Here is a 13540-nt window from a genome sequence, read left to right on the forward strand (position 1 = left end):
CCTCAGGCGGGCAGGGCCGGCACGGCGCAGGCGCCGCCCTTCGTCGCGCTCTCGAGCGCGGCGATGCCGCACAGCACCGACATCGCGCCAGCCCGGGATCCGGCGCGCTGGCGCAGCCTGTCCTGCGCGCCGGGCCTGAAGATCATGTCGCGCATGCGATTGTCGCCGCCGTAGTGGCCGCCGGGCTCGTGCGGCACGCGGATGCGCTCGACGCCGCCGCCGAAGCTGCGGATCAGCAGGATCTCGTCGACCGCCGGCGCTTCCCACGGCTGCTTCTCGTATTGCCGCAGCTCGATGCGGCCACGGTGGCCGTTGAAGGCGATGTGGTGGCCTTCCACCGGCATGTAGGTGTTGAGCGAATATGACACCTGCACGCCGCTGGCGTAGCGGATCGTCGCCGTCATCGTGTCGGGGATATCGATCTCCTCGCGATAGACGCAGGCGTCCCGGAAATAGCCGTCGACCGCGGACGGTTCCTCGTAGAGCGCGTCGAGGAAGGGATCGGCCGAGAGGTCGAGGTAGTAGTCGCACCTTGCCTTGTGCGGACAGGTCCGGCAGCGTTCGCCGCGGAAAGGCCCCTTGCGACCGTAGTGCAGCAACTCGCCGAAGGCCTTCACCTCGACGGGATCGGAATCGAGGTACCAGTTCAGCAGATCGAAATGGTGCGTCGCCTTGTGCACGAAGAGGCTGCCCGAGCGGGCACGGAAAGCGTGCCAGCGGCGGAAGTAGTCGGCTCCGTGCTGATTGTCGAGATACCAGTGGAAGTCGACCGAGACGACCTCACCGATGGCGCCGGCATCGATCAGCTCCTTGATACGGGCGGCGGTGGGCGCAAAGCGGTAGTTGAAGGACACGTCAACCCGCCGGCCGGTGCGCTGCTCCGCCGCGCGGATGCGCTCGATCTTCTCGGCCGTCGTCGTCAGCGGCTTCTCGCTGATGACGTCGGCACCCGCCTCGAGCGCCTCGACGATGATGTCGTCGTGGGTGTCGTCCGGCGTGCAGACGACGACGAGCTGCGGCTTCAGCTCGGCCATCATCTGCGGGAAATCCGCATAGAGCGGCGCGGCCGTGCCGATCATGGCCCGGGCTCGCTCCGCTCGCATTGGATTGAGGTCGCAGATGCCGACGAGTTCGACATAGTCGCCCCAACCGGCGAGCAGTTCGCGGCCCCACATGGTGGTGCCGCGATTGCCGACGCCGACGAGTGCGTAACGGGTGCGATTGGAACCCTCAGCCATGGCCGCTTCCTCCTCCGCCGGAGGCGCTAGACGCCATCCGGGGCTGCATCCGCCGCGTTCCCGGGGGAGCGGTTCGCAGCGGTATTTTGTAACTGGTTGGTGATTTGTGGAAGCCGAAAGCGCTCCCTGTCAAGGGGCGACTGGGCGCTCCTGCCACGACGCGACATCGGGCGCGGCGCCGAGACGAGCGATTTCTCGCGGGTGCAGGGGCGCCAGGGCCACTCGAAAAGCGGGCAAGCGCTGGGCATGGCCATGCACTCGCCAGCGCGGACGCTTGGCAGCGGCAGAAATGGCGAGTGCCCGGCGGTGATGGACGTGGTCGTGCGCAAGATGCTCCAATGGCCGAAGCGGGTATTCTGCGCCGGGTGCGATCAGCGCTTGACAAAGCGTCCGGCCACCGTCACGTTAGTAACTGAACGGTTATAAATCGGCGAGAAAGCCGGTAACCCGTCCCGCTTCCGGCGGGGATGTCCTGAGGGAGGACACGCGAATGTCGATCACGCTCAGCAGGCGAAGTGTACTTTCCGGTGGCGCGGCGGCCCTGTCGCTCGCGGCGTTCGGTAGCGGTCCGGTATGGGCCCAGGCGGCGCGCCTGCGCTTCCTGTGGTGGGGCTCGCAGGAGCGGGCGGACCGCACCTTTAAGGCGATCGAGGCTTACAAGGGCGTCGCCTCCGACGTGTCGATCACCGGCGAGTTCGCCGGCTGGAGCGACTACTGGCCGCGTCTTGCCACCCAGGTCGCCGGGCGCAACGCGCCGGACCTCATCCAGATGGACTACCGCTACATCTTCGAATACGCGCGGCGCGGGGCGCTGAAGCCGCTCGACGATTATCTCGACAAATCCCTGAACATCGCCGACTTCGGGCAGATGAATATTGATTCCGGGCGGGTCGACGGCAAACTTTATGGCGTCAATCTCGGGGTCAACTCGAGCATCGTCCTCTACGACGAGGCGGCGTGGGAGAAGGCCGGCATCGAGCCGCCCCAGCCCGGGATGACCTGGGAGGCCTTCGCGGAGAAGGGTGCGGCGCTGAGCGCCAAAAAGACGAAGCCGGGCTTCTATGCCTCGGCCGATGCGAGTGGCGTCGAGCCGGCGCTCGAGAACTGGCTGAGGCAGCAGGGCAAGGCCCTGTTCACCGCGGACGGAGCGCTCGGGTTCGGGCCGGAGGACGCGGCGAAGTGGTTCGCGATGTGGGCCGATATGCGCAAGAGCGGAGCCTGCGTGCCCGCCGACGTGCAGGCGCTGGACCAACTCAACATCGAGACCAATCCGCTGACCACCGGCAAGGCGGCCACCGCCTTTGCCCATTCCAACCAGTACATCGGCTATCAGAAGCTCAACAAGTCTCGCCTCGGCGTTAGCTCCTACCCGAAAGTGAGCGCAGATTCGCCATCGGGCCATTATCTGAAGCCATCCATGCTCATCAGCGTCGCGAGCGGTTCGGCCCACCCGGATGCTGCGGTGGCCTTCGCCAATTTCCTTGTCGCAAATTCGACAGGCGTCGAGATCCTCGGCGTCGAGCGCGGCGTGCCGGCCTCCGAATCCATGCGAAACGGGCTGGCACCGAAGCTGAACGACCTCGACTCGGTGATGGTGAAATACATCGCCGACATCACGCCCGGTGTCGGCGCACTGCCGCCGCCGCCGCCTCCCGGCGCGGGTGAGCTCGCCTTCGCGCTGAAGCGCGTCGCCGAGGAGGTCGGCTTCGGTCGGGCCACGCCGGAGGCCGGCGGCGAGAAGCTGGTGCGTGAAGCCCAGACCATCCTGAAGCGCGGCTGAGGCGCCGGTGATGACGGTTCATCCCACCGTCTGGGTGGACGAGGTCCGCCCCGCCTCCGCACCGCGACGGGGCACCCTGAGGCGGATGCTGGCCCGCAACGCGCCGGGCTATCTCTTCCTCGCGCCCTGGCTCATCGGCTTCTTCGGCCTGACGCTGGGACCGGCGCTCGTCTCACTCTACCTGTCCTTCACCAACTACGACCTCCTGCGGGCGCCGGACTGGGTGGGAGCCGCCAATTACGTGCGCATCGCGACGGACGATCCGAAATTCGCCGCCGCGATGCGCGTCACCTTCATCTATGTCGTCCTGTCGGTGCCGCTGAAGCTCGTCTTCGCGCTCGCCGTGGCCATGGCCTTCAACCGCGGCATCCGCGGGCTCACCGTCTACCGCGCCATCTTCTACCTGCCGTCGCTGCTCGGCGGCTCGGTCGCCATCGCGGTGCTGTGGCGCCAGCTCTTCGCCTCCGACGGCCTCGTCAACATGCTGCTGTGGAAGGCCTTCGGCATCGAGGGGCCGAGCTGGGTCTCCAACCCGGACTATTCGCTTTACACGCTCGTCGTCCTCTCCATCTGGCAATTCGGCTCGCCGATGATCATCTTCCTCGCCGGCCTCCGGCAAATCCCGACCGACATGTACGAGGCGGCGGAGATCGACGGCGCGGCTAAGGTGCACCAGTTCTTCAAGATCACGCTGCCGCTCCTGACGCCGGTCGTCTTCTTCAACGCGGTGATCCAGACCATCGAGGCGTTCAAGGCCTTCACCCCGGCCTTCATCATCAGCGAGGGCACCGGCGGGCCGATCAATTCGACGCTGTTCTACACGCTCTATCTCTACCAGGAGGCTTTCGGTTTCTTCCGCATGGGCTATGCCGCGGCGCTCGCCTGGATCCTGCTCGTCATCATCGCGCTGTTCACGGCCTTTTCGTTCCTCAGCGCGCGCTACTGGGTGCACTACGATGACTGACGCCACCGTCACGGCTGCCCCGCCGTCACGCGGCCGGCGCTCGTATACACGCTCCCTGCTGATTCACGGGGCGCTCATCGCGGCCTCCTTCGCCATGCTCTATCCCATCCTGTGGATGGTCTCGGGCTCGGTCAGGCCGCAGGACGAGCTTTTCGGCACGACTTCGCTCATTCCCTCGAGCATAGACTTCAGCAGCTACCTGCGCGGCTGGATGGGGCTGCAGGTCAGTTTCGGCCAGTTCTTCTGGAACTCGCTCGTCATCTCGGTGCTGGCGACCATCGGCAACGTGCTCGGCTGCTCGCTCGCCGCCTTCGCCTTTGCGCGGCTGCGCTTCGGCGGGCGCAACTTCTGGTTCGCGCTGATGCTGGGCACCCTGATGCTGCCCTATCACGTGGTGCTCATCCCGCAGTACATCCTGTTCCTCGAGCTCGGCTGGGTGAACACGCCGCTGCCGCTCATCGTGCCGAAATATCTCGCCACGGACGCCTTCTTCATCTTCCTGATGGTGCAGTTCTTCCGTGGCATCCCGCGTGAATTGGACGAGGCGGCGGTAATGGACGGCTGCGGTCCCTTCCGCATCTATTTCCGCATCATGCTACCACTCTCGTTGCCCGTGCTGGCGACAGCAGCGATCTTCTCCTTCATCTGGACGTGGGACGACTTCTTCGGTCCGCTCATCTATCTCAACGACATCAACACCTACACGGTGCAGCTGGGCCTGCGCTCCTTCGTCGACTCGACCGGCACGTCTGACTGGTCGGCCCTGTTCGCGATGTCGAACCTGTCGCTCGTGCCGGTGTTCCTCTTCTTCCTCTTCTTCCAGCGACTGCTCATCGAGGGCATCGCCACAACCGGCATGAAACGCTGAGGCCCCGCGTCCCATGAAACCCGTTCGCTTCGCGGCCGTCGGCCTCAACCACGATCACATCTACGGGCAGGTGAACTGCCTTCTGAGAGCCGGGGCCGAGCTTGCCGGCTACTTCGCCGAGGAAGACGACCTTGCGGCGGCCTTCGGCGCGCGCTATCCCGGCGCGCCGCAGCTCGACGACCGGCGCCGGGCGCTGGAGGACCCGTCGATCGACCTCATCGTCTCCGCGGCCATCCCCGATGAGCGGGCGGGGCTCGCCATCGCCGCCATGCGCGCCGGCAAGGACGTGATGCTCGACAAGCCGGGCATGGTGACGCTGAAGGAACTCGCCGAGGTCAAGGCGGTGCAGGCCGAGACCGGGCGCATCCTCTCCATCCTCTATTCCGAGCATTTCGAGAACCGCGCCACGGTGAAGGCGGGCGAGCTCGTCGCCGCCGGGGCCATCGGCAAGGTCGTCTCCGTCACCGGCTTCGGCCCGCACCGGCTGCGCGAGGCGACGCGCCCAGCCTGGTTCTTCGAGCGACGACGCTACGGCGGCATCCTCGTCGACATCGCCTCGCACCAGTGCGAGCAATTCCTGTTCTTTACCGGAGCCGAGACGGCGGAGGTGCTGTCGGCGAGCGTCGCCAACCGCGCCCATCCCGACCGGCCAGGCCTGCAGGACCATGGCGACATCCATCTCGCCACGACGGACGCCACCGGCTTCATTCGCGTCGACTGGTTCACGCCCGATGGCCTGCCCACCTGGGGTGACGGGCGTCTCTTCCTCACCGGAACGGACGGCACGATCGAGCTGCGCAAGTATATCGACATCGCCGGGCGGCCGGGCACCGATCACCTCTTCCTCACCGACCGCAAGGGCGTGACCTACATCGATTGCTCGCAGACAGCCCTGCCCTACGGGGATCAACTCGTGTCCGACATCCGCTACCGCACCGAGACGGCGATGCCGCAGGCACGCTGTTTCGCCGCGATGGAGATCGCCCTCAAGGCCCAGGCCCTCGCGGAGGCGCAATCATGACCAGGCGTTTCAATGTCGCTGTCGTCGGCTGCAACATCGGCCGCTCACACATCGTCGAGGGCTATCAGCCGCATGGCGACAAATACCGCGTTCTCGCCGTCTGCGACCTCGACGAAACGCGCCTTTCGTCCGTCGCCGAGGAATTCGAGGTGCCGCGGCGCTGCCGCGACTTCGATGAGCTCCTCGCCATGGACGACGTCGACATCATCGACATCTCGACGCCGCCGGCGACGCACCGGCCGATGGTTCTGAAGGCACTCGCCGCAGGCAAGCATGTCGTCTGCGAGAAGCCGCTTGTCGGTTCGCTTGCCGAGGTCGACGAGATCATCGCGGCGGAGGCGAAGGCCAAAGGCCGGCTGATGCCGATCTTCCAGTACCGCTACGGCGACGGCGCCATGCAGGCCCGCCGCATCATCGACAGCGGCCTTGCCGGCAAGCCCTATGTCGGCACCTGCGAGACCCTGTGGAAGCGGGGGCCCGACTATTACGACAATACCTGGCGGGGCCGCTGGGCGACCGAGCTCGGCGGGGTCCTGATGACTCACGCCATCCACATCCACGACCTCATGACCTTCCTCATGGGGCCGGTGGAGCGGCTGTTCGCCCGCACGGCGACGCGGGTCAACACCATCGAGGTGGAGGACTGCGTCTCCTCGAGTTGGCTGATGGCCTCGGGCGCCCTCGTCTCCGCGACCGCTACCCTCGGTTCGCACGAGGAGATCAGCCGGCTGCGGCTATCCTTCGAGAACGTTACCTTCGAGAGCACGCACGCGCCCTATTCGCCCGGCGACGGCCCCTGGCGCGTCATCCCGGCGAACGAGGCGGTGGGCCGGCAGATCGAGGAGCTCTTGGCCGGCTTCCCGCCTGTTGGCCGGCGATTCAACGGCCAGATGGAGGCCTTCCACCGGGCGCTTCTCGCCGGCGATCCGCCGCCGGTGACGAGCCTCGACGCGCGCCGGGCGCTCGAACTGGTGACGGCCTTCTACCATTCCGCCGCGACGGGCGAGGACGTTGCCCTGCCGCTCGATGCGGCGCATCCCAAATACCTGAGCTGGCGGCCCGCCGCCTGAACGGGAGGACGAGAACCATGGCGAGCAGCATCAATCTCGCGAAGATCGAGAAGAGGTTCGGTTCCGTCGAGGTCATCCACGGCATCGACCTTGCCATCGAGCCGGGCGAGTTCACGGTCTTCGTCGGCCCGTCCGGCTGCGGCAAGTCCACGCTTCTGCGCATGATCGCCGGGCTCGAGGACATCTCGGCGGGCGAGTTGAGCATCGACGGGGAGCGCGTCAACGAAGTGCCGGCCTCCAAGCGTGGCATCGCCATGGTGTTCCAGTCCTACGCGCTCTACCCGCACATGAACGTCTACAAGAACCTCGCCTTCGGCCTGCAGACGGCGGGCTATCCGAAGGCGGAGATCGAGGCGCGGGTGAAGAAGGCGGCCGACATTCTGCAGATCGGCCATCTCCTGCAGCGCCGGCCCAAGGCGCTCTCCGGCGGCCAGCGCCAGCGCGTCGCCATCGGCCGCGCCATCGTGCGCGAACCGAAGATCTTCCTCTTCGACGAGCCGCTGTCCAACCTCGACGCCGAACTCAGGGTGCAGATGCGCGTCGAGATCGCCAAGCTGCACCAGACGCTCGGCAGCACCATGATCTACGTGACGCACGACCAGGTGGAGGCCATGACCATGGCCGACAAGATCGTGGTACTGCGCGACGGACGCATCATGCAGGTGGGCCGGCCGCTCGACCTCTACAACAACCCGGCCAACCAGTTCGTCGCCGGATTCATCGGCTCGCCCAAGATGAACTTCCTGAAGGCCCGTCTCGCCGACAGCGACCCTTCGCGCCGCACCATCGAGGTGGCCGGGCGCGCGCTCACCCTGGAGCGGCCGCTCGCGGCGCGGACGGGCGAGCCGCTCGTCTTCGGCCTCAGGCCCGAGCACGTGGAAGCGCGCGACAACGGCGCGAGCCTCGGTGAAGCCTCGGTGCAGCTCGTCGAGCATCTCGGCGGCTCGACGGTGGTCTACACCAGCACCGCCGACGGCCAGAGCGCGACGCTGTTGCTCGACGGCCAGCGCCACATCCGCGCCGGCGAGAGGCTGCCGCTCGGCTTCGACGTGGAGCGGGCGCATGTCTTCGGCGAGGACGGCCGCAGGGTCTGAGGCGCGGCGCCGCCTTCGGACGGAGGGGGAAGACTTCCTCCGCTGGCCTCAGAGCCCTGGTCCGGCGGCGGCCTCCATGTGCACGCCGCGCCCATCGAGGAACGCGGCGGCGATCAATTCGCGCGTATAGGCTTCGCGCGGATTATCGAAGATTGCCTCGATCGGGCCGCGTTCGACCACTTTGCCCGATTTCATCACCATGATCTCGTCGGAGAGCGCCCGCACCACGGCGAGGTCGTGGCTGATGAAGATATAGGCGAGGCCGTGCTTCTCCTGCAGGTGGCGAAGCAACTCCACGATGCTCTTCTGCACCGAACGGTCCAAGGCTGATGTGGGCTCGTCGAGCACGACGAGCGCCGGCTTGAGGATCATGGCGCGCGCGATGGCGATGCGCTGGCGCTGACCGCCCGAGAATTCGTGCGGGAAGCGGTGGCGGGTCGCCGGGTCGAGCCACACCTCCTCGAAGGCGGATGCGGCGCGGCGGTCACGCTCGGCGCGGGTCAGGCCCGGCTCGTGCACGAGGAGGCCCTCGGTGACGATCTCGCCCGCGGTCAGCCGCGGGGACAGGGAGCCGAAGGGGTCCTGGAAGACGAGCTGCATGTGCCGGCGTAGCGGCCGCATGGCGGCCCGGTCGAGCGGCATCAGCGCGCGGTCCTCGTAGCGCACGAGGCCGGCCGCCGGCATCAGACGCAGCAGGGCGCGGCCGAGCGTCGACTTGCCGGAGCCCGATTCACCCACCACGCCGACGGTCTCGCCGCGGCGCACGGTGAGATCGACGCCGTCGACCGCGTGCAGGTCGTGCCGCCTGCGGCCGAACAGGCCCTCGTGCCTGGTGAAGACGACGCGCACGTCCTCGGCCGTAAGCACGGTCGGGCTGTCGGGCGGCGGCGGGGACTTGCGGCCGCTCGGCTCCGCCTCGATCAGCATGCGCGTATAGTCGTGCCGCGGCCGCTCGAAGAGCGTGCCGGTCGCGCCGCTCTCCACCACCTCGCCGCTCTTCATGACGTAGGTGCGGTCGGCGAAGCGCCGGACGATGCCGAGGTCATGGGTGATGAAGACGATGGCCATGCTGAGCCGCGTCTTGAGCTCGGACAGGAGCTCGAGGATGCGCGCCTGCACGGTGACGTCGAGCGCCGTCGTCGGCTCGTCGGCGATGAGGATGTCGGGATCGTTGGCAAGCGCCATGGCGATCATCACGCGCTGGCGCTGGCCACCGGACAGTTCGTGCGGATAGGCGGCAAGGCGCCGCTCCGGATCAGGGATGTGCACGAGGTCGAGCAGCTCGACGGCGCGCCGACGGGCCGCCGTGCGGGAGAGCCCGGCGTGGCGCATCAGCGGCTCCGCGATCTGCTCGCCGATGCGGTAGAGCGGGTCGAGCGAGGTCATCGGCTCCTGGAAGATCATGGTGATCTTGCGCCCCCGGTAGCGGTTGAGCGCGCGCGCCGGCAGGCCGAGGATCTCCTCGCCGCGGTAGCGGACGGAGCCGTCGGCGCGGCCGTTGCGGGCAAGAAGGCCCATGACCGCCATCATGGTCTGGCTCTTGCCGGAGCCGGATTCGCCGACAATGGCCACCGTCTCGCCGGCGTCGACGTCGAGGTCGATGCCCTTCACGGCCTCGACCGCACCACTCTCGGTCTCGAAGCGGACGCTGAGCCCGCGGACGCTGAGCACGGTATCGGCCATCAGCGGTCCCTCGGGTCGAGCGCGTCGCGCAGGCCATCGCCGATGAAGTTGAGGGCGAAGAGCGTGGCGACGAAGAAGATGGACGGGAAGATGATGAGATAAGGCGCGCTCTGGATGTTGGCCGCGCCTTCCGAGATGAGCACGCCCCAGCTCGTCAGCGGCGCCTGCACGCCGAGGCCGAGGAAGGAGAGGAAGCTCTCGAGCAGGATGATCTTGGGCACCATCAGCGTCACGAAGACGACGACGGGGCCGAGGAGGTTCGGCACGATGTGGCGCCTCAGGATGCCGCCCGTGCCGACGCCGAGGGCCTCCGCTGCCTGCACGAACTCGCGGCGCTTCAGCGCCAGCGTCTGGCCACGCACGATGCGCGCCATGTCGAGCCATTCGACGGCGCCGATGGCGACGAAGATGAGCACGAAGTCACGGCCGAAATAGACGACGAGCAGGATGACGAAGAAGACGAAGGGCAGGGAATAGAGCACATCGACGAAGCGCATCATGAGATTGTCGACGCGCCCGCCGGCAAAGCCCGCGATGGCGCCGTAGGCGACGCCGATGACGAGGCTGACGAAGGTGGCGAGCAGGCCGACGAGCAGGGAGATGCGGCCACCGACCATGATGCGCGTCATCAGGTCCCGGCCGCTGCGGTCGGTCCCCATCAGGAAGAGCTGGCGGTTGACGCGGCCCGCGACGACGAGCGTGCGCCCCTCGTCCAGCGTCTCGACCACGCGCGGATCGGCAAATTCGTCGAGCCGTTCGATGTAGCGCGTGTTGCGCGGGTCGATCGGCCGGTCAGAGCGCAGCGTGACGCGGAAGCTGTCGCCGTCGACAGAGAAGTCGGCCATGGCGAGGCGGGCCCGCTCCAGCGCCTCGCCCATGGCGCCGGCGAGCGCCGATTCCTTCGGATAAAGCTCGAGGCTCGGCGGCATCGCGACATAGGAACGGTAGACGCGGTCGTAGGGATGCGGCGACAGCCAGGGGCCCGCGACGCAGAAGAGGGTGATGAGGGCAAGGACGATGCTGCCCGCGACGGCCGCGCGGTTGCGCAGGAGGCGCCGCATGGCGAGCGCCAAGAGGCTGTGGCCGGCGGGGGCGGGTTTCGCCGCGGCGGCATCGGTGGCGAGCGTACCGTCAGTCATAGCGCACCCGCGGGTCGAGCGCCGCATAGGCGAGGTCGACGAGGAGGTTGAAGACGACGACGAAGCCGGCCAGCGTCACGACCGTGCCCATGACGAGGGTGTAGTCCCGGTTGAGCGCGCCCTCGACGAAATAGGCGCCGATGCCGGGAATGGCGAAGATCTTCTCGATGACCACCGAGCCGGTGACGAGGGCGGCGGCCGCCGGCCCGAGATAGGAGATCACCGGCAAGAGCGCCCCCTTGAGGGCGTGGCGGATGATGACATGGCCGGGCAGGCCGCTCGCCCTGAGCGTACGGATGTGGTCGGCGCGCAAGGCCTCGATCATGGATGAGCGAGTGAGCCGTGCGATCACCGCCATCTGCGGCAGGGCGAGCGCCACCGTCGGCATCAGCCGGTGGGCGAGGCCGCCGTCGCCCCAGCCGCCGATGGGCAGCAGCCCGAGCATGAGGCCGAAGACGAGCTGCAGGACGGGGGCGACGACGAAATTGGGCACCGTGACGCCGACCGTCGCCACGGTCATGACGGAATAGTCCGCGGCGCTGTTCTGGCGCAGGGCGGCGAAGACGCCGGCCGCGACGCCGCCGAAGATCGCCAGGGCGAGGGCGCTGAGGCCGAGCGTGACGGAATAGGGCAGGGCGCGGCGCAGCATCTCGCCGACCGTGAAGTCGATCGCGACATAGCTCGGGCCGAAGTCGCCGCGCACCAGCTTGCCGAGATAGTCGAGGTACTGGACGTGGAGCGGCTGGTCGAGGCTGTAGGCGCGCCGCAGGTTGTCGAGCACCTGCGGGGCGAGCGGCTGCTCGAGGTCGAAGGGGCCGCCTGGGGCGAAGCGCACCAGGAAGAACGCGACGGTGACGATGACGAAAAGCGTGGGGGCGGCACTGAGGAGGCGGCGCAGGGTGTAGGTGAGCATGAAGTCTCCGCAGCGAACGGCGGCCCCGGCGGGGCCGCCCGGGATTCATCAACGCTCGATGCTGATGTAGCGGCTGCGATGCACGTTGCGCACATTATCGGCCCAGCCCTTCACCTTGTCGGAGACGAGGTGGAGCGACGTGCGATTGAGGATGGGGATGAGACCCATCTCGGCGAGCAGGATGGCCTCGGCCTCGGCCATGATCTTCGCCCGCTCCGCGGGATCGAGCGTCGCGTCGGAGGTCTTCACGAGCTCGTCGAACTTCGCGTTGCTGAACTGCGAATAGTTGCCGACGGCATTGCCGGTGACGCCGAGATAGAGGAAGTTCTGCGCATCGGCATAGTCGCCGACCCAGCCGGCGCGCGCGACATCGAAGTCGCCCCTGTTCTGCAGATGGGCGTAATGCGTCTTGATGTCGGTGTTGAGCAGCGTGACCTCGGCGCCGAACACCTGCTTCCACATGTCGGCGATGGCGGTCGCCACCTTCTTGTGCGCGTCGTTGGTGTTGTAGCGGATCTCGATCTTGAGCGGCTTGCCGCCCGGGCCGTAGCCGGCCTCCTCGATCAGCTTCTTGGCCTCGTCCTCGCGGTCGAGCTGCGACAGCGCGGCGAATTCGGCCTCGGCCGGCGTGTAGCCGTTGATGCCCGGCGGCACGAGGCTGTAGGCGGGCACGGCGGCCCCGCTCCAGATCTTGTCGGCGAGGAAGTCGCGGTCGATGGCCATGGCGAGGGCGCGGCGCACGCGCGGGTCGCTGAACGGCTCCTTCTTGTTGTTGATGGCGTAATATTCGATGGCGAGATAGGGCGAGGTCCTCACCTGGCCGCCCAGCTTCTCCTTGAGGAAGGGCAGCTGGTCGATGGGGAACTGGTAGTTGGTGTCGAGCTCGCCGGCCATGAAGCGGCGCACCGCGGCGGCGTTGTCCTCGGTCGGGTAGAACATGACCACGTCGACCTTGACATTGGCCGCATCCCAGTAGTGCGGGTTCTTGACCACCTTGATGTGGTCGCCCGGCACGTTCTCGGCGAGGCTGTAGGCGCCGTTGGAGACGAAGTTGCCCGGCCGCACGAAGTCCTTGCCGAATTTCTCGACGCTCGCCTGATGCATCGGCAGCGCCGTCTGGTGCGTGAGCAATTCGAGGAAATAGGGCGTCGGCCGCTCGAGCGCGATCTCGAGCGTCAGGTCGTCGACAGCCTTCACGCCGAGTTCCTCGGGTTTCATCTCGCCCTTGTTGATCTTCTCGGCGTTCCTTATGGGGTAGTGCAGCGAAGCGTATTTCGCCGCCGTCTGCGGATCCATGATGCGGCGGAAGGAGAAGACGAAGTCGGAGGCCTTGACGGGATCGCCGTTCGACCACTTGCCGTCGGCGCGCAGCTTGAAGGTGTAGACCGTCCCATCCTGCGACATGGTCCAGCTCTCGGCCGCGCCGGGGACTACCTTGCCGGCCGCGTCATAGGCGACAAGACCCTCAAGCAGATCCCACAGGATATTGGCCTCGACGTCGATCGAGGTCTGGTGCGCGTCGAGCGTCTTCGGGTCGCCGGCATTGCCGCGGTGATAGACGGTCTCGGCCTGCGCCAGGGTCGTGAGCGCGAACAGCGCAGCGACGGCGCAGAGGAACGGTCGAATACGGCTCACAACTGCCTCCCGCTTCTGGATTGCGCCGGCATTTGAATTAAAGTTGAGCGAGTCCAAGTCTTTCCGGCGCGTCGACTTTGCCGGGCGAAGGATAGCACTCGCCTTTCACGCCGTCAATCACACTCGCGGACGCGA

The 13540-nt window shown here is 67.0% G+C and carries 11 protein-coding genes; 6 read left to right on the forward strand and 5 right to left on the reverse strand.

Annotated features, from left to right (window positions below; all coding sequences use genetic code 11):
* Positions 1 to 2: 2 nt before the first annotated feature.
* Positions 3 to 1238 (reverse strand): Gfo/Idh/MocA family oxidoreductase, encoded by a 1236-nt coding sequence (locus P2T65_RS14400; RefSeq protein WP_055460141.1) that lies wholly within the window; start codon positions 1236 to 1238, stop codon positions 3 to 5.
* A 490-nt stretch (positions 1239 to 1728) separates the two neighbouring features.
* Here P2T65_RS14400 and P2T65_RS14405 point away from each other — a divergent pair, with 490 nt between their 5' ends.
* The 6 genes from P2T65_RS14405 to ugpC all read left to right on the forward strand — a co-directional run bounded on the left by P2T65_RS14405 (position 1729) and on the right by ugpC (position 8035).
* A complete protein-coding gene (locus P2T65_RS14405; protein ID WP_055460142.1) occupies positions 1729 to 3018 on the forward strand; it encodes an extracellular solute-binding protein in 1290 nt (429 codons plus the stop codon).
* A gap of 85 nt (positions 3019 to 3103) precedes the next feature.
* Positions 3104 to 3982: a sugar ABC transporter permease gene (locus P2T65_RS14410; protein ID WP_276200091.1), complete on the forward strand. Its 879-nt coding sequence runs from the start codon at positions 3104 to 3106 to the stop codon at positions 3980 to 3982.
* The gene (locus P2T65_RS14415; protein ID WP_276200053.1) at positions 3975 to 4850 is read left to right on the forward strand and encodes a carbohydrate ABC transporter permease; all 876 of its coding nucleotides are present in this window, start codon (positions 3975 to 3977) and stop codon (positions 4848 to 4850) included. The genes P2T65_RS14410 and P2T65_RS14415 overlap by 8 nt, the downstream gene beginning before the upstream one ends.
* Before the next feature lie 13 nt (positions 4851 to 4863).
* A complete protein-coding gene (locus P2T65_RS14420; RefSeq protein ID WP_071924302.1) occupies positions 4864 to 5871 on the forward strand; it encodes a Gfo/Idh/MocA family oxidoreductase in 1008 nt (335 codons plus the stop codon).
* Positions 5868 to 6941, forward strand: coding sequence for a Gfo/Idh/MocA family oxidoreductase (locus tag P2T65_RS14425; RefSeq protein ID WP_276200054.1), 1074 nt, complete (start codon positions 5868 to 5870; stop codon positions 6939 to 6941). The genes P2T65_RS14420 and P2T65_RS14425 overlap by 4 nt, the downstream gene beginning before the upstream one ends.
* Before the next feature lie 17 nt (positions 6942 to 6958).
* Complete coding sequence (ugpC, locus tag P2T65_RS14430; protein ID WP_055460146.1) at positions 6959 to 8035, forward strand: sn-glycerol-3-phosphate ABC transporter ATP-binding protein UgpC; 1077 nt, start codon at positions 6959 to 6961, stop codon at positions 8033 to 8035.
* Between the two features lie 48 nt (positions 8036 to 8083).
* Here ugpC and P2T65_RS14435 read toward each other — a convergent pair whose 3' ends face one another.
* Genes P2T65_RS14435 through P2T65_RS14450 form a run of 4 tightly spaced genes read right to left on the reverse strand, consistent with a single transcriptional unit; the run spans position 8084 to position 13405 of the window.
* Positions 8084 to 9718 (reverse strand): ABC transporter ATP-binding protein, encoded by a 1635-nt coding sequence (locus P2T65_RS14435; RefSeq protein ID WP_276200055.1) that lies wholly within the window; start codon positions 9716 to 9718, stop codon positions 8084 to 8086.
* Positions 9718 to 10857: an ABC transporter permease subunit gene (locus tag P2T65_RS14440; RefSeq protein WP_055460148.1), complete on the reverse strand. Its 1140-nt coding sequence runs from the start codon at positions 10855 to 10857 to the stop codon at positions 9718 to 9720. Before P2T65_RS14440 ends, P2T65_RS14435 begins: the two co-directional genes overlap by 1 nt.
* Positions 10850 to 11770 carry an ABC transporter permease subunit gene (locus P2T65_RS14445; RefSeq protein ID WP_055460149.1) on the reverse strand — a complete coding sequence of 307 codons (921 nt, stop codon included), beginning with the start codon at positions 11768 to 11770 and terminating at the stop codon, positions 10850 to 10852. The genes P2T65_RS14440 and P2T65_RS14445 overlap by 8 nt, the downstream gene beginning before the upstream one ends.
* Positions 11771 to 11818: 48 nt before the next feature.
* Positions 11819 to 13405, reverse strand: a complete 1587-nt coding sequence (locus P2T65_RS14450; RefSeq protein ID WP_276200057.1) for a peptide ABC transporter substrate-binding protein — start codon at positions 13403 to 13405, stop codon at positions 11819 to 11821.
* Between the last annotated feature and the right edge of the window lie 135 nt (positions 13406 to 13540).

Origin of the sequence: Chelatococcus sp. XZ-Ab1 (genome assembly GCF_029309855.1) — a bacterium.
In the GTDB taxonomy this organism is placed as follows: Bacteria; Pseudomonadota; Alphaproteobacteria; order Rhizobiales; family Beijerinckiaceae; genus Chelatococcus_A; species Chelatococcus_A sambhunathii.

What these genes read in the sequence shown, in the direction of transcription:
- P2T65_RS14400 (WP_055460141.1), bottom strand. Translation starts at nt 1,238, where the DNA reads ATGGCTGAGGGTTCCAATCGCACCCGTTACGCACTCGTCGGCGTCGGC.
- P2T65_RS14405 (WP_055460142.1), top strand. Translation starts at nt 1,729, where the DNA reads ATGTCGATCACGCTCAGCAGGCGAAGTGTACTTTCCGGTGGCGCGGCG.
- P2T65_RS14410 (WP_276200091.1), top strand. Translation starts at nt 3,104, where the DNA reads ATGCTGGCCCGCAACGCGCCGGGCTATCTCTTCCTCGCGCCCTGGCTC.
- P2T65_RS14415 (WP_276200053.1), top strand. Translation starts at nt 3,975, where the DNA reads ATGACTGACGCCACCGTCACGGCTGCCCCGCCGTCACGCGGCCGGCGC.
- P2T65_RS14420 (WP_071924302.1), top strand. Translation starts at nt 4,864, where the DNA reads ATGAAACCCGTTCGCTTCGCGGCCGTCGGCCTCAACCACGATCACATC.
- P2T65_RS14425 (WP_276200054.1), top strand. Translation starts at nt 5,868, where the DNA reads ATGACCAGGCGTTTCAATGTCGCTGTCGTCGGCTGCAACATCGGCCGC.
- ugpC (WP_055460146.1), top strand. Translation starts at nt 6,959, where the DNA reads ATGGCGAGCAGCATCAATCTCGCGAAGATCGAGAAGAGGTTCGGTTCC.
- P2T65_RS14435 (WP_276200055.1), bottom strand. Translation starts at nt 9,718, where the DNA reads ATGGCCGATACCGTGCTCAGCGTCCGCGGGCTCAGCGTCCGCTTCGAG.
- P2T65_RS14440 (WP_055460148.1), bottom strand. Translation starts at nt 10,857, where the DNA reads ATGACTGACGGTACGCTCGCCACCGATGCCGCCGCGGCGAAACCCGCC.
- P2T65_RS14445 (WP_055460149.1), bottom strand. Translation starts at nt 11,770, where the DNA reads ATGCTCACCTACACCCTGCGCCGCCTCCTCAGTGCCGCCCCCACGCTT.